Source organism: Chryseobacterium cheonjiense, from assembly GCF_012927265.1.
Classification (GTDB): Bacteria; Bacteroidota; Bacteroidia; order Flavobacteriales; family Weeksellaceae; genus Chryseobacterium; species Chryseobacterium cheonjiense.
On record NZ_JABBGF010000002.1, the window covers coordinates 849,719 to 864,570 of the forward strand.

Below are 14,852 nucleotides of genomic sequence, written 5' to 3' on the forward strand. Positions count from 1 at the left end.
GTGTTATTTTTTTAATTCATATTCCGAAATTTGTATTATTTCAATGCCATGGTTCTTTAAAAATGATATTCCATCATCGTCCGAGTATTCATTGATATACACAAGCCTGTTAATTCCGGCCTGTAAAATGAGTTTACTGCATTCTTTGCAGGGGGAGAGCGTCAAATATAACGTGGCTCCTTTTGCAGATTGTGTGGAAGCGGCCAGCTTTAAAATGGCATTGGCTTCTGCATGAAGCACATACCAGTGTGTTTTGCCTTCCTCATCCTCACAGCAGTTTTCAAAACCTGACGGGGTACCATTGTAACCATCTGAAATAATCATCCTATCTTTTACGATAAGAGCTCCTACCTGCTTTCGTTTACAGTAGGAAAGTTGTGCCCATTCCTGAGCCATTTTTAGATAAGCTTTGTCAAACTTATTCATACAGCAGCATCGTTTTTTTCGAAATAATTTTTATTAAGGGTAAATTTAGAAGCTGGGCTTTCTTTTTTCCAGAAATGCAGAAACTCCTTCTTTTTTATCATCAAGGTCAAAAAGCTCTCCGAAATACTTAATCTCGGTCTCAAAACCTTTATCCGTATCTGATAAATTGACAGCATGAATAGCTTTGGATATTGCCATTGGGGAATTATTGGCAATAACGTTGGCCAGTTCTTTTGTTTTGGTTAATAAATCTTCAATAGGATACACTTCATTTACCAGTCCGATTTCCTTTGCTCTCTGAGCCGGAACCATTTTGGCAGAGAAGATCATTTCGTTGGCAATACCTTTTCCTACAAGCTTCGGAAGCCTTTGGGTTCCTCCGTAACCCGGAATTAATCCCAGTGTTACTTCAGGTAATCCCAGCTTTGCATTTTCCGATGCATATCGAATGTGGCATGCCATGGCAAGCTCAAGACCACCACCCAATGCGAAGCCGTTTACAGCTGCAATTACGGGCTTGGTCATGTTTTCTATTTTATTGAATAATGAGTTTTGACCGTTTCTGGCAAGCTCTTCTGCTTTTTCCTGCCCGAAATCACTGAATTCTTTTATATCTGCTCCGGCAACGAAAGATTTTTCGCCGCTTCCTGTAAGAATAATCACTCTGCAATCTGCATCAGCGTTTAATTCTTCCAGTGCTGAACTTAGTTCACTGATCGTTTTGGCATTTAATGCGTTCAGACTTTCAGGACGGTTGATAATAATAGTAGATATTTTATCTTGTTTATCTAATAATATATTTTCGTAACCCATTTTTCAACTTATAAAATATTATTCTGTGCAAATTATAAATTTTTTATAAAAAAAAGGAAAAAAAGTCAATATTTTTTCCTTTCTGTTAAATTATTGATTAGAATTCTATATAGAATGATTCATCATATTGGCATCAATAACAACATTAAGCTGCGTTGCTACCTTCATTCCCAACTCAATATTTGCTCTGAAAAAGTGGCAAAGCTGGCGGTTGATGATTTCATCTCTTTTAGGGCCTGTAATGCCCTTCATGCTCCCCACAATATTGTTAATGAGATTATGTCTGTCTTCCGGGCTCATGGCTTTAGAATAAAGCAATCCAGGCTGTGTGTAATGATCGGCGTCATTTTCATTCCGGTTATAATTAGATACATGAGCGCTGTCCAGTTCGTATTCGTAATTTTTATAGGATGAATCGGGTTTAATGTCATCAAAACTGTTCGGGTGATAGTTCGGCTTGTCCTGATAATAGCTGGAGTCTGCCATAAAGCCGTCACGCTGATAATTGTTCACTGCGAAAGGGCATCTGTTCACTTCAAGCTGGTGTGCATTAACGCCGACTCTGTAGCGGTGTGCATCTGGATAAGAAAACAGCCTTCCCTGAAGCATTCTGTCGGGAGAAAAACTGATGCCATTGATCAGATTGCTTGGCGAAAAAGTTGATTGCTCCACGTGGGCAAAATAATTCGCAGGAATTTCATTCAGTTCCATTTCACCAACCTCAATTAACGGGAAATCTCCCTGGAACCATACTTTCGTGATGTCGAAAGGATTCCATCTGAAGTCTCTTGCCTGCTCTTCCGTCATCACCTGAATATACATCGTCCATTTTGGAAAGTTTCCTTCTTCTATGGCATTGCAAAGATCTTCCTGTGCAAAATCGGGATTTTCACCGGCCATTTTTACAGCGTCCGCATCGGTAAAGTTCTTGATTCCCTGTTTTGTTTTCAGGTGGAATTTTACCCATACCCTTTCATTCTTATCGTTGATCATCGAAAAAGTATGAGACCCGAAACCGTGCATATGGCGATATCCGTATGGTGTTCCTCTGTCTGACATTAAAATAAGAACCTGATGAAGAGATTCCGGGTTAAGGCTCCAGAAGTCCCACATCATTGTTGCGCTTTTAAGATTGGTTTTCGGAACTCTTTTTTGGGTGTGGATAAAGTCGGGGAATTTTTTGGCATCTTTAATAAAGAAAACCGGGGTGTTATTCCCAACAAGATCCCAGTTCCCGTCTTCCGTATAAAATTTCAGGGCAAAACCTCTTGGGTCTCTGGCCGTGTCTGCGCTTCCTTTTTCGCCTCCTACCGTAGAAAAACGGGCAAACATTCTGCATGAGTTTCCTACTTTAGAAAATAGTTTGGCTTTTGTATATTGACTGATGTCGTGTGTTACTGTAAATGTTCCGTATGCGCCGGTACCTTTGGCATGAACAATTCTTTCGGGGATTCTCTCTCTTACAAAATGGGCAAGATTTTCCTGTAAAACGAAATCCTGCAATAAAACCGGGCCTCTTGGGCCTACTGTCTGTGAGTCCTGATGCTCATAATAAGGAGCACCGTTGCTTAGTGTTAATTTTTTAGAATCCATATACTTATGATTTGCTTGCGGGTCTATAATGATAGCTGTCTGTAATGACTTATTAAAATATCAAATTTACTTTAATTTTTAATTACAAATGGCAAAAACATTTTATCTTTGTCATAGATAATATTAATCAGATGAACATTCAGCAACTGGAGTATCTTATCGCTGTAGATAAGTATAAACATTTTGGTAAAGCAGCTCAGGCATGCTTCATTACGCAGCCCACGTTAAGTGCAATGATACAAAAATTTGAAGATGAACTGGATGTAAAGGTTTTCGACAGGACTACACATCCGATACGTACCACAGATGTGGGGCTTCAAATCATTGATCAGGCGAAAGTGATTATAGAATCTGTCAATGAACTGAAAAATAAAGCCAATCTTTTAAACAATATTTTAGGAGGTACCATCAACATCGGAATCATCCCTACCGTTTCTTCTTTTATCCTTCCCACAGAGATTTTTAAATTTCTTGAAGATAATCCTAAAATCCAGATGAATGTAAAGGAAATGACAACTGACAATATCGTTAAGGCTCTAAAAGCAGGGGAACTTGATGCCGGAATTATTTCTACACCTTATGATTCTGCAGATGAATTCTATCAGGATTTCCTGTTCAACGAAGAATTGATGATTTACAGTTCCGATACGGAAGCCAATAAGAAAAATTCCTACGTAGTTCCCGAAGAGCTGAATGTGGAAAAAGTATGGCTGCTTGAGGAAGGAAATTGCCTGAGAAATCAGTTTGAAAACATTTGCCACCTGAAAGAAAATACATTAAAGCCTAAAAACTTAGACTTCCTTGCTTCTAATATTCAGACTTTAGTGCATATGGTTGATAAAGTGGGAGGAATCAGTATTCTGCCGGAGCTTGCATTAAGTCAGCTTTCAGATCAGCAGAAAGAAAATGTTTTCAGATTCAAAAAACCTTTTCCATACAGAGAGATCAGCATTATTTATTATAAGCCAACCTTCAAACAAAAAATTATTGACGAATTATCACATTCAATAAGAACCTCGCTGGAGAAAAAGCTTAATTATCACGGAAATCCAAAAGAATTCGTAAGCATTAAACCTCAATAGGTTTTTATTAGTAAATGGCTGATAAGCTGCTAATTTCACGAAATTTATAATAACAGGGCAAAAATTTGAGTATTAAAAAAATAGTACTTAAATTTGCCCACGTTTACGAACGAGGAAAAATTTGTCCTGATTGCAACCTCTATAAAAAAATGCTAAAACAGTATTTCTTTTTAGCCGTACCGACAATTATTCTTATTTTTCTTCGTCAATTTTAATCTAAAAACAAATAGAGTAATATGTCTTATTTATTTACGTCTGAATCCGTTTCAGAAGGACATCCGGATAAAATTGCCGATCAGATTTCTGATGCATTAATCGACCATTTTTTAGCATACGATAAAAATTCTAAGGTAGCTTGTGAAACGCTTGTTACCACAGGGCAGGTAGTACTTGCCGGTGAAGTGAAGTCTGATGCGTATCTTGATGTACAGACGATTGCCAGAGAAGTAATCAACGGAATAGGCTATACAAAAGGGGAATATATGTTTAATGGAGACTCCTGCGGTGTAATTTCAGCCATCCACGAGCAGTCGCCGGATATCAATCAGGGTGTTGACAGAGCGGTAGAAGATGAGTCTTTCGAAGCTAAAGCAAATGCACAGGGAGCCGGAGATCAGGGAATGATGTTTGGTTACGCAACTAATGAAACAGCCAATTACATGCCTTTGGCACTGGACCTTGCCCATACTATTCTTAAAGAACTTTCAGCAATCAGAAGAGAAGACTCGGAAATCAAATATCTTCGTCCTGATGCAAAAAGCCAGGTAACGATTGAATATTCTGAGGATCACAGACCTATCAGAATCGATTCTATTGTTGTCTCTACACAGCATGATGATTTTGGAACTGAAGAAGAAATGCTGACTAAAATCAGAGAAGATATTAAAAACATTCTGATTCCTAGAGTGGTAGCGTTGCAATCTGATGAGATTAAGGCTTTATTTAATGATCAGATCAAATATCATATCAATCCTACCGGAAAATTCGTAATCGGTGGTCCTCACGGAGATACAGGACTTACGGGAAGAAAGATTATTGTAGATACCTACGGAGGTAAAGGTGCTCACGGAGGTGGTGCTTTCTCCGGGAAAGATCCGTCAAAAGTTGACAGAAGTGCTGCCTACGCGACAAGACATATCGCTAAAAACCTTGTGGCTGCAGGTGTTGCTGATGAAGTATTGGTACAGGTTTCTTATGCAATCGGTGTTGCGGAGCCTTGTGGTTTATACATCAATACGTACGGAACTGCGAAAGTTGATCTTCACGATGGAGCTATCGCAAAAAAAGTTTCTGAAATCTTCGACCTTCGACCTTACGCTATTGAGCAAAACCTGAAACTTAGAAACCCTATTTATCAGGAAACTGCTTCTTACGGACATATGGGTAAAGAACATTATGTAGCTGATAAAACCTTCAATAAAGGACAAAAAAATGAGCTTACACTTACTGGTTTAGAGTTCTTTACATGGGAGAAATTAGACAAAGTAGATGAAATTAAATCCGCTTTCGGAATTTAATTTTCACAATAATAAACAAATGAATAGCTGCTTTATCTTTCAGGTAAGGCAGTTTTTTTTAATTTTACATGTAAATAGAACAGAACATGAACAAATCACAATTCGTTATTACTTTCCTTACCGTTTTTTTTCTCAGCACTTTTGCTAAAGCCCAGCTTACCGTACATAAAATGGTAAGTGTAGGATATACGTATCAAAATCAAAGTTTTGGCGAAGTGGGAGGGAAGTTGCTGTTTCTGAAGAGCGATGATGTTATCTACAGGCTTGGAGGTTCTGCATTAATGGGATCTGCAAATTCAAAGTTTGCCATCATGCCCAAGATTTCTGCTGATGTGCTGCTGAATTTTCAGAAAGATGTAGATTTTTATCATTCATATTACTTCCTGATCGGCGCAGAAGGAACGAATAAATATATTGCTCCAAAAGTTGGTTTTACGCTTTTCGGAATGCTTGATCTTACGGGAGGATATGCTTTTCCTATAGGAAACAGCGGAATAAACGGCAAAGAGCTGAAAGGGCTGAATATTAATTTTACACTAAATATCCCTACTGTATTCATTCACGACATGTTTAAATGATTTTTTTTAAATTTTTCTCTTAAAAATTTAATAATAGGTTAACAGTTATTAAAAAATTATTATATTTACATCATTAAAAATTGTATCCGCCTATTGATAAGACTTTACTCTGAAGAATTGTTTTGTATTTACAGCTGAAACCAGATGAAAAATCTGGAAAGTGTTTTTTCAGCAAAAATAGTATTGAGAGAAGTTATGAAATCAAAATCGGATAGTTTACTTATTTCCCTTTATCAAAAAGGAGACGAAGAGGCGTTGTCGACCCTTATTCACCGCCATCAGAGAGAACTGTTTACATTCATTTTTTACAAAATTAATGATGAAGATCTGGCAAATGATGTTTTTCAGGATACATTCATGAAAATCATTGTTATGCTGAAGGAAGGACGCTATAACGAAGAAGGAAAATTCATTCTTTGGGCGAAAAGAATTGCCCATAATTTAATTATTGATCATTTCAGGGCCAAAGCCAAGAATATCAAAGTTTCAGAAACAACTTTTGAAACAGAAGAATATTCTATCTTCGACCTGTTGAGAGAACCTTCCGAGAATATTGAAGATCAGCTGGTAACCAACCAGATTCAGGAGGATCTTTTAAGAATGCTCCAGTTTCTTCCTGAGAATCAGCAGGAAGTAATAAAATTGAGATTTTTTGACGGGCTTAGCTTTAAGGAAATTGCAGATCATACCGAGATGAGCATCAATACCACATTGGGACGGGTGAGATATGCATTGATAAACCTGAGAAAAATCATGGATGAAAATCATATTATCTTGACACGATAGATAATAATATCGGAAAATTCTCGTTTTAAGGAAAACATTTAACCGCCTATGAGAAAAAATGATTCCTTAAAAGTGAAAACTTTGAAACCAAAAAAGCAAACGATTGAGTTTTTACTCAATTTTTCGAAGAATCTTGATGTTGTAAAAACCAAGAACAAGAATTATCCGATTTCCAAAAATTAAAATTAATTTTGTGCTGTATGAAAATTCAGCACATTTTTTTTGATCTCGACAATACCCTGTGGGATCACCGCAGAAATGCTTACCTTACCATTAAACAGCTTTTTGAAAAAGAGGAAATTACCCTGAAATACGGAATTGACTTTGAAGAGTTTCATTCCGTTTATCACGAAATCAATGAAAAGCTTTGGGAAGATATCCGGGACGGAATTATTGATAAAGAGTATCTGCGGAAACACCGTTTTTACGATACGTTCAGAAGTTTTAATGTTGATGATGAACAATTGTCCTTGTATTTTGAGGAACACTTCCTCGACAAAATTCTGAATTATAATGAACTGGTCGAAGGGGCAGCATACATCTTAGACTACCTTAAAGCCAAAAAATATACGCTGCACATCATTTCCAACGGTTTCAAAGAGGTAACGGAAAGGAAGTGTATTTTATCGGGAATAGCTCCCTATTTTCAGACTATTACCAGTGCTGATACAGTTGGCGTCAGAAAGCCGCGACCGGAAATTTTTGAGTACTCCCTGAAGCTTGCTGGTGCATCAAAAGAGGAAAGTATACTGATCGGTGACGATTGGATCGCTGATGTTGTCGGAGCAAAAAATTTCGGGATGGACGTTATTTTCTTCGATGTTTTAAATGAAAATAAACAAGAAGAGGATCTGAAAATCATTAAGCATCTTTTGCAGATTAAAGAGTATTTATAAAAGTTTCGGCGGCACCTTTGGTGCCGCCGAAACTATATCATAAGGTTTAAAACATTAAAGCCCTAAACTTTTTCTCACTCTTGTAATGGTTTCCGTAGCAATAACTCTTGTTTTGGCTGCTCCTTCCTGCAGTTTGGCTTCCAGTTCCTCAAGATTGTTCATATAGTAAGAGAAAAGCGCTCTTTCTTTTTCAAATCTTGTTAAAATTAAATCCAGAAGCTCTTTTTTAGCATGACCATAACCGAAGTTTCCTGCCAGATATTTGGCTCTTAATGATTCAGTCTGTTCGGGAGTTGCAATCAGCTGATAAATCGCAAAAACCTTGTCGGTTTCAGGATCTTTCGGTTCTTCCAGGGATTTAGAATCGGTTTCAATGCTCATGACCTGCTTTTTCAGTTCTTTTTCAGGCAAGAAAATATTGATGATATTTCCTCTTGATTTAGACATTTTGTGTCCGTCGATACCGGGAACATATTTGGTATTCTCCTGAAGCTCAGATTGCGGAAGTACAAAAACTTCACCCATTTGATTATTAAATCTTGACGCGACATCACGGGCAATTTCCAGATGCTGAAGCTGGTCTTTTCCTACAGGAACGATTTCTGCATCATATAATAAAATATCGGCAGCCATCAGGATAGGATAGGTGAATAAACCAGCGTTCACGTCCTGTAACCGGTCTGCCTTATCTTTGAAAGAATGTGCTAAGGTTAATCTCTGATACGGAAAAAAACATGATAAATGCCAAGAAAGTTCACAGGTTTCAGGGATGTCACTTTGTCTGTAAAAAAAAGTTTTTTCAGTATCCAGCCCACAAGCAAGCCAAGCCGCAGCAATCTCGTAGGTATTTTGTTTAAGCTCTTCCGCATCTTTAATCTGGGTTAAAGAATGAAGATTGGCGATGAATAAAAAAGATTCGTTTCCTTCCTGTTTCGATAGTTCAATCGCAGGAATAATAGCACCCAACAGGTTTCCCAGGTGTGGCGTTCCGGTGGCTTGAATGCCGGTAAGAATTCTTGACATTGTTTAAAATTTATATTTAAAATTAATGAATTGCAAATTTAATTAATTCTCTAAAATATAGGTTAGTTAAGGTCTATTAAACGCAAAGATTTAAGATTGTACTTTTAATATCAGAGTGCAAAGCAAATATATTTGCTGCTCGAAGCTTCATCAATCAACTTGTTGATTCATTCTTTGCCTACTTGAATTTTTATCATTTAATGTAAACTTTGCGTTAAAAAATACACGCTGGAAAAATTAAGGAATCAAAACTTTATCCCCTCCAAACTTAGGCTCAACGCCAAAAATCAAATCCCAATACACTTTTGTTTTTGCAAGATATTCTCTCATATTGGTTTTGAAGCCTGCATATTTATTCACATCTTCAGCATTAAACCCGAATGATTCCATTCCGTTTTGCCTGGCCAGAAACACAGCTCTTTCATTATGAAACTTTTGGGAAATAATAACCAGCTTTTTTTGTCCGAAAATTTCTTTTGCTCTCACGACTGAATCCAGGGTCCGGAATCCGGCAAAGTCGAGAAAAATTCTGTCCTGAGGAATTCCGCGCTCCATTAAGGCGAGCTGCATATCTTCAGGTTCGTTATAATCTTTCGTGCTGTTGTCGCCGCTTACAATGATGTATTGTATTTTTCGTGTTTTATACAATTCCACGGCGGCATCGATGCGGTTGTAGAAATAAGCATTCGGCGCTCCGTTATTTAAGTTTTTGCTTGTACCCAGCAGCAATGCCGTTTTTGTTTTGGGAATGTACGCAGTTTTATAAAAAAGGTAAGGATCACTGTTCTTTTTAATGCTGTAATTCGCCCAGACAATAAAAAGAATTCCTGCAACCAGAAGAAGCAGGAAAATCTTACATAATTTCTTGAATATTTTCATCGTGTGTATAAAATTCCTTAAAATTCCAAGCCGTTCGGGAAAGCTTTTTTTCTGAAAATTAATAGTAAAGCTGCACCTACAGTAATTGCAGAATCCGCTACATTAAAAATATATTTAAAAAACTCAATGTGTTTTCCTCCTATCAATGGCCAGCTTTCAGGAACGTTCCAGTCTACCAGAGGGAAATGCAGCATATCCACTACACAACCTCTCATAAAGGTAGAATATCCTTCGCCAAAAGAGGAGAATTTAGAAATTCCGCCATAGCCGATCCATCGGTCAATACTTGCGTCGTATACAGTTCCGCTGTCGAAAATCAGTCCGTAAAACATTCCGTCTATCAGGTTACCGATTGCCCCGGCAAAGATCATGGCCATCGGAATCAGAAGATAATTAGATTCTCCGCGCTGCAACCATTTTTTAAATAAATAAATCATTCCCCCGATCAGGATAATCCTTACCAAAACAAGGAAATATTTTCCGATAACGCCTCCGAAATGAAGACCGTAAGCCATTCCCGGATTTTCTACAAAAGTAAGCTTAAAGCCCGGAAGCACAGAAACGCTGTCGTCAAGGTTAAAATGTGTTTTCACATAAATTTTTGATGCCTGATCAATCAAAAGAATAAGAAAGGTCACCAATACTATCTTTTTCATTATAATCCTTTAGGTTTTGTTGGTTTTCCTGTTTTCTCGTTCTTTCTGTCAACGATTTTTTTTATCGTCTTCTGATTGTGATGCATGTTCTTGGTATGGAATTTTTCGAACTTAATGTTCATTTCTTTTAAGACACTTTTCAGCGCACTGAGTTCCATTGCATTTTTTGGATGTACAATAATGGATTCCACGTTTTTTTCTAATTTAAATTATTTTTTGGACAGCTCATCAAGCCTTTTTCTGTCTTTGGGCGAAAGATCGTTGATGCCGTTTTTGCCCATTTTGCTTAAAAGCCGGTCTATTTCTTTTTCCCTTTCGCGTTTATCCGAATTAAACCGGTCATCAATCGTAAGATTTTTGTTTCTTTCAGGAAAAAGACGGTTCCTGATCCGGTCTCTGTACACAAAGGCCAGGATGACTACGATGATAATGATTAAAATAAATAATTCGCTCATGGATATAAACTAAAAATTAGGTTTATAAAGTATCATACAATACAATATAAACCCAAATTTATTTTTAATCAACCTTCTTAGGTTATTTCTGCATATTTTTCGCTTCGATGCTCAGCGTTGCATGAGGAACAGCCAGAAGTCTTTCCTTAGGAATTAATTTTCCGGTTACTCTGCAAACGCCATAAGTTTTGTTTTCAATTCTTATCAGAGCGTTTTTAAGATCACGTACAAATTTTTCCTGTCTTCCGGCCAAAATAGAATTCTGTTCTTTGCTTAGTGTTTCAGCACCTTCCTCAAAGGCTTTAAACGTTGGTGAAGTATCATCCGTACCATTATTCTGGTCGTTGATGAAACTTTCTCTGATAAGTTTCAGGTCGTTTTCAGCTTTTTCTATTTTTTCCTTAATGATTGCCTTAAATTCTTGCAGATCAGCATCACTGTATCTTACTCTTTCGTCTGACATGGTTCTTTTCTCTTTTTTAATAAAATTATGAAATGGAATTTGAAAAACAATAACTATATGTTAATTTTTTTCAACATTTATCTTAAAATTAACTTCATCTATTTCGATTTCGTTAAAATTTGAAAGTGAAGATACAATTTCTATTTTATTTGACAAGACTTCGGATGAAATATATTCTTCGTTTTTTCTGATGTCATCTATGAAGGGCGAATGCTCTTCCAGAGAGATCACAATCCTGTCTGTCAAATCGAAATCTTTATCTTTTCGCAGGTTCTGAACCCTGTTGATGAATTCTCTTGCGATACCTTCAGATTTTAATTCTTCTGTCAACGTCAAATCTAATGCCACAGTTGTTTTCCCATCGGAAGTTACCGTCCATCCCGGGATATCTTTTGTGGAAATCTCTACATCATCGAGTGTAATTTCATAACCCTGAACATCTAGTTTTCCCTCTTTTTCAAGTTGTGAAATCTGTTCTGCATTGAAATTGGCAATCTCACCTCCAACCGTTTTCATGTCTTTTCCTAATTTAGGACCTAAAGCTTTGAAATTCGGTTTGATCTGTTTTACAATAAGATGTGCTGCTTCTTCCGCGTTGATCAGTTGGATTTCCTTAACATTTACTTCCTGCTTGATCAATTCTGAGACCGCTGAAATCTGTTCTTCCGTTTTAGAATCCAAAACAGGAATCAATACTTTTTGCAACGGTTGGCGAACTTTTACATTTTCTTTCTTTCTCAAAGAGAAAACCATACTTGTAATGTTCTGTGCCAGATGCGTCTTTTCAACCAGCTCTTCATCGATAAGGCTTTCATCCGCAACCGGGAAATCTGTTAAATGTACAGATTCAAAGTTTTCTTTTCCTGTGGCTTTATTAAGATCCTGGTACAATTGATCCATAAAAAATGGGGCAATGGGTGCAGAAATTTTGGCAACTGTTTCAAGACAGGTATATAAAGTCTGGTAAGCTGAGATTTTATCTTCAGAATAATCTCCCTTCCAGAAACGTCTTCTGCACAATCTTACGTACCAGTTGGATAAATTATCATTCACAAAAGTACTGATGGCTCTCGCTACTCTGGTCGGTTCATAATCTTCGTAGAAAGCTTTTACTTCTTTGATCAGTAAATTTAATTCGGACAAAATCCATCGGTCGATTTCAGGCCTGTTTTGAACCACGGGTTCAGCGAATTTAAATCCGTCAACATTCGCATACAATGCAAAAAACGAATACGTATTGTACAAGGTTCCGAAGAACTTTCTTCTGATTTCATCAATTCCCGCAATATCAAACTTAAGATTCTCCCATGGATTGGCATTGGAAATCATGTACCAACGCGTTGCATCCGGACCATAAATGGCTAAGGTTTCAAACGGATCAACTGCATTTCCTAATCGTTTTGACATTTTTTGTCCTTCTTTATCGAGAACAAGTCCGTTACTCATTACATTTTTATAAGCAACAGAATCAAAAACTGCCGTTCCGATCGCGTGAAGTGTGTAGAACCATCCTCTTGTCTGATCAACACCTTCCGCAATAAAATCTGCCGGGAAGGCTTTATTGGTATCAATTAATTCTTTATTCTCGAAAGGATAATGAAGCTGTGCATAAGGCATTGCTCCCGAATCAAACCAAACATCGATCAGGTCACTTTCGCGTTTCATGGCTTGTCCTGAATCCGATACTAAAATCACTTTATCAACCACATTTTTGTGAAGGTCAACAAGTTCGTAATTGGATTCAGACATATTTCCGATGATAAAACCTTTGAACGGATTTTCTTTCATAAATCCTGCTTCAATCGATTTTTCTATTTCATTATACAATTCTTCTACAGAACCGATGATTTTTTCTTCTGCCTGCCCTGAGCCTGTCGATGGGTCTGTTCTCCAGATCGGCAACGGAATTCCCCAATATCTTGAACGGGAAAGATTCCAGTCGTTTACATTTTCCAGCCAGTTGGCGAAACGTCCTTCTCCCGTTGATTTCGGCTTCCAGTTGATTTCTTTATTTAAATCTACCAGTCTGTCTTTCACGGCGGTCATTTTTACAAACCATGAATCCAACGGGTAATATAACAATGGTTCATCTGTTCTCCAGCTGTGCGGATACGAGTGAACATATTTTTCTACTTTAAAAGCTTTGTTTTCTTTTCTTAATTTTAAAGCAATCCTTTCATCTACAGAAAGATAGGCCTTCAAATCTGAAATAATAGACTTGAGGTTTTCTTTTTGAATTTTGAATTCCTCTTCTTTTTCTGCTTCGCTCAGGTATTCTCCTTTTACATATTCATTCGCAAAACCGTAGATTTCGTCGTTTACCTGAGGTAAAAATCTTCCCTGTAAATCTACCAGCGGCACAGGATTTCCGTTTTTATCCAAAACAAGCATTGGCGGAACTTCAGGAGTGGCTTCTTTGGCCACTTTGGCATCATCAGCACCAAACGTTGGCGCAGTATGAACGATACCGGTTCCGTCTTCCGTCGTTACAAAGTTTCCTGAGATTACCCTGAACGCATTTTCCGGATTTTGGTGTGGAAGTGCATAAGGTAAAAGCTGCTCATATTTGATTCCAACTAAATCAGCCCCTTTGAATTCGGCTAAAATCTGATAAGGAATAACTTTACTTTCTGAAGTGTAATTTGCGAAATCTTCTTCTGTACCTTCACTGTATTTTTTTCCGAATTGTTTCGAAAATAAAGCTTTGGCTAAAACAACATTTACCTGCTCAAAAGTGTATTGATTGAATGTTTTAACTAAAATATAATCGATTTTCGGACCTACTGTCAACGCTGTGTTGGAAGGTAACGTCCACGGAGTTGTTGTCCAGGCTAAGAAATGCACATCGCCAAATCCCTGTAAAAATGGAGGCAATGTTTCCGGCAATGTTTTAAACTGTGCCACCACTGTTGTATCTGAAACATCACGGTAAGCTCCCGGCTGGTTTACTTCGTGCGAAGAAAGTCCGGTTCCCGCTTTCGGAGAGTACGGCTGGATGGTGTAGCCTTTGTACAGTAACCCTTTGTCATACAGTTGTTTCAGTAACCACCAAACGGTTTCCATATATTTAGACTTGTACGTGATATACGGATCGTCAAGATCAACCCAATATCCGATTTTTTCGGTAAGATTGTTCCAGACATCTGTGTAACGCATTACGGCTTCACGACAAGCTTTATTGTAATCTTCAATTGAAATCTTAGTGCCAATATCTTCTTTAGTGATTCCTAATTCTTTTTCCACGCCAAGCTCTACCGGAAGTCCGTGTGTATCCCATCCCGCTTTACGGAACACCTGTTTTCCGTTCTGGGTCTGGTAACGACAGAAAATATCCTTTAACGCTCTGGCCATTACGTGGTGAATTCCGGGCATACCGTTTGCAGAAGGAGGACCTTCATAAAAAACAAACTCAGGTTGCCCCTCACGAATCTCAACACTCTTATTGAAAGTTTTATTCTGTTTCCAGAATTCCGCTACATTCTCGGCTACGTCAATAAGGTTGAGGTTTTTGTACTCTTTAAATTGGCTCATTGTAATATATCAATATCGTTGATTAATTAAGTTGGCAAATTTACTAAAATTTACCGGTTTATAATATATGTTTTATTTTCATATTTGCAATAAAAATTTCTGTTTCAGAAAGATAAAATAGAAGTATTAATTTTTGTCAACAGTAAGGAGTAGA

At 37.5% G+C, this 14,852-nt stretch carries 15 protein-coding genes; 5 read left to right on the plus strand and 10 right to left on the minus strand.

Annotated elements, in window-relative coordinates:
- Window positions 1–3 precede the first annotated feature (3 nt).
- The 3 genes from HHL20_RS14535 to HHL20_RS14545 form a co-directional block, all read right to left on the minus strand.
- Window positions 4–426, minus strand: a complete 423-nt coding sequence (locus HHL20_RS14535) for a deoxycytidylate deaminase (RefSeq protein WP_169231892.1) — start codon at window positions 424–426, stop codon at window positions 4–6.
- 45 nt (window positions 427–471) lie between these two features.
- Window positions 472–1,239, minus strand: a complete 768-nt coding sequence (locus HHL20_RS14540; RefSeq protein ID WP_169231893.1) for an enoyl-CoA hydratase/isomerase family protein — start codon at window positions 1,237–1,239, stop codon at window positions 472–474.
- 105 nt (window positions 1,240–1,344) lie between these two features.
- A complete protein-coding gene (locus HHL20_RS14545; protein ID WP_169231894.1) occupies window positions 1,345–2,832 on the minus strand; it encodes a catalase in 1,488 nt (495 codons plus the stop codon).
- 131 nt (window positions 2,833–2,963) lie between these two features.
- Here HHL20_RS14545 and HHL20_RS14550 point away from each other — a divergent pair, with 131 nt between their 5' ends.
- The 5 genes from HHL20_RS14550 to HHL20_RS14570 all read left to right on the plus strand — a co-directional run bounded on the left by HHL20_RS14550 (window position 2,964) and on the right by HHL20_RS14570 (window position 7,691).
- Complete coding sequence (locus tag HHL20_RS14550; protein ID WP_169231895.1) at window positions 2,964–3,914, plus strand: LysR substrate-binding domain-containing protein; 951 nt, start codon at window positions 2,964–2,966, stop codon at window positions 3,912–3,914.
- Between the two features lie 236 nt (window positions 3,915–4,150).
- The gene (gene metK / locus HHL20_RS14555) at window positions 4,151–5,431 is read left to right on the plus strand and encodes a methionine adenosyltransferase (RefSeq protein ID WP_169231896.1); all 1,281 of its coding nucleotides are present in this window, start codon (window positions 4,151–4,153) and stop codon (window positions 5,429–5,431) included.
- Window positions 5,432–5,517: 86 nt separating this feature from the next.
- Window positions 5,518–6,009: a hypothetical protein gene (locus HHL20_RS14560; protein WP_169231897.1), complete on the plus strand. Its 492-nt coding sequence runs from the start codon at window positions 5,518–5,520 to the stop codon at window positions 6,007–6,009.
- A 195-nt stretch (window positions 6,010–6,204) separates the two neighbouring features.
- Entirely contained in the window at window positions 6,205–6,795 is a 591-nt protein-coding gene (locus HHL20_RS14565; protein WP_169231989.1) for an RNA polymerase sigma factor, read from the plus strand.
- Window positions 6,796–6,995: 200 nt separating this feature from the next.
- Complete coding sequence (locus HHL20_RS14570) at window positions 6,996–7,691, plus strand: YjjG family noncanonical pyrimidine nucleotidase (protein ID WP_169231898.1); 696 nt, start codon at window positions 6,996–6,998, stop codon at window positions 7,689–7,691.
- Window positions 7,692–7,745: 54 nt separating this feature from the next.
- On the opposite strand, the gene trpS is transcribed toward HHL20_RS14570, so the two are convergent.
- The 7 genes from trpS to ileS form a co-directional block, all read right to left on the minus strand.
- Window positions 7,746–8,714: a tryptophan--tRNA ligase gene (trpS, locus tag HHL20_RS14575; RefSeq protein ID WP_169231899.1), complete on the minus strand. Its 969-nt coding sequence runs from the start codon at window positions 8,712–8,714 to the stop codon at window positions 7,746–7,748.
- 237 nt (window positions 8,715–8,951) lie between these two features.
- The gene (locus HHL20_RS14580) at window positions 8,952–9,593 is read right to left on the minus strand and encodes a SanA/YdcF family protein (RefSeq protein WP_169231900.1); all 642 of its coding nucleotides are present in this window, start codon (window positions 9,591–9,593) and stop codon (window positions 8,952–8,954) included.
- A 17-nt stretch (window positions 9,594–9,610) separates the two neighbouring features.
- Window positions 9,611–10,249: a lipoprotein signal peptidase gene (locus tag HHL20_RS14585; protein WP_169231901.1), complete on the minus strand. Its 639-nt coding sequence runs from the start codon at window positions 10,247–10,249 to the stop codon at window positions 9,611–9,613.
- Window positions 10,249–10,440 carry a DUF2683 family protein gene (locus tag HHL20_RS14590; protein WP_169231902.1) on the minus strand — a complete coding sequence of 64 codons (192 nt, stop codon included), beginning with the start codon at window positions 10,438–10,440 and terminating at the stop codon, window positions 10,249–10,251. Before HHL20_RS14590 ends, HHL20_RS14585 begins: the two co-directional genes overlap by 1 nt.
- A gap of 18 nt (window positions 10,441–10,458) precedes the next feature.
- A complete protein-coding gene (locus tag HHL20_RS14595) occupies window positions 10,459–10,704 on the minus strand; it encodes a DUF6576 domain-containing protein (protein ID WP_169231903.1) in 246 nt (81 codons plus the stop codon).
- Between the two features lie 82 nt (window positions 10,705–10,786).
- Window positions 10,787–11,167, minus strand: a complete 381-nt coding sequence (locus HHL20_RS14600; RefSeq protein WP_027378898.1) for a TraR/DksA family transcriptional regulator — start codon at window positions 11,165–11,167, stop codon at window positions 10,787–10,789.
- Window positions 11,168–11,227: 60 nt separating this feature from the next.
- Window positions 11,228–14,698, minus strand: coding sequence for an isoleucine--tRNA ligase (gene ileS / locus HHL20_RS14605; RefSeq protein ID WP_169231904.1), 3,471 nt, complete (start codon window positions 14,696–14,698; stop codon window positions 11,228–11,230).
- Between the last annotated feature and the right edge of the window lie 154 nt (window positions 14,699–14,852).

Excerpts from the sequence above, each read along its gene's own strand:
- HHL20_RS14540 (WP_169231893.1), bottom strand. The coding sequence starts at position 1,239 with ATGGGTTACGAAAATATATTATTAGATAAACAAGATAAAATATCTACT.
- HHL20_RS14585 (WP_169231901.1), bottom strand. The coding sequence starts at position 10,249 with ATGAAAAAGATAGTATTGGTGACCTTTCTTATTCTTTTGATTGATCAG.
- HHL20_RS14600 (WP_027378898.1), bottom strand. The coding sequence starts at position 11,167 with ATGTCAGACGAAAGAGTAAGATACAGTGATGCTGATCTGCAAGAATTT.
- HHL20_RS14595 (WP_169231903.1), bottom strand. The coding sequence starts at position 10,704 with ATGAGCGAATTATTTATTTTAATCATTATCATCGTAGTCATCCTGGCC.
- HHL20_RS14545 (WP_169231894.1), bottom strand. The coding sequence starts at position 2,832 with ATGGATTCTAAAAAATTAACACTAAGCAACGGTGCTCCTTATTATGAG.
- HHL20_RS14570 (WP_169231898.1), top strand. The coding sequence starts at position 6,996 with ATGAAAATTCAGCACATTTTTTTTGATCTCGACAATACCCTGTGGGAT.
- metK (WP_169231896.1), top strand. The coding sequence starts at position 4,151 with ATGTCTTATTTATTTACGTCTGAATCCGTTTCAGAAGGACATCCGGAT.
- HHL20_RS14550 (WP_169231895.1), top strand. The coding sequence starts at position 2,964 with ATGAACATTCAGCAACTGGAGTATCTTATCGCTGTAGATAAGTATAAA.
- HHL20_RS14535 (WP_169231892.1), bottom strand. The coding sequence starts at position 426 with ATGAATAAGTTTGACAAAGCTTATCTAAAAATGGCTCAGGAATGGGCA.
- HHL20_RS14580 (WP_169231900.1), bottom strand. The coding sequence starts at position 9,593 with ATGAAAATATTCAAGAAATTATGTAAGATTTTCCTGCTTCTTCTGGTT.
- HHL20_RS14565 (WP_169231989.1), top strand. The coding sequence starts at position 6,205 with ATGAAATCAAAATCGGATAGTTTACTTATTTCCCTTTATCAAAAAGGA.
- ileS (WP_169231904.1), bottom strand. The coding sequence starts at position 14,698 with ATGAGCCAATTTAAAGAGTACAAAAACCTCAACCTTATTGACGTAGCC.
- HHL20_RS14560 (WP_169231897.1), top strand. The coding sequence starts at position 5,518 with ATGAACAAATCACAATTCGTTATTACTTTCCTTACCGTTTTTTTTCTC.
- trpS (WP_169231899.1), bottom strand. The coding sequence starts at position 8,714 with ATGTCAAGAATTCTTACCGGCATTCAAGCCACCGGAACGCCACACCTG.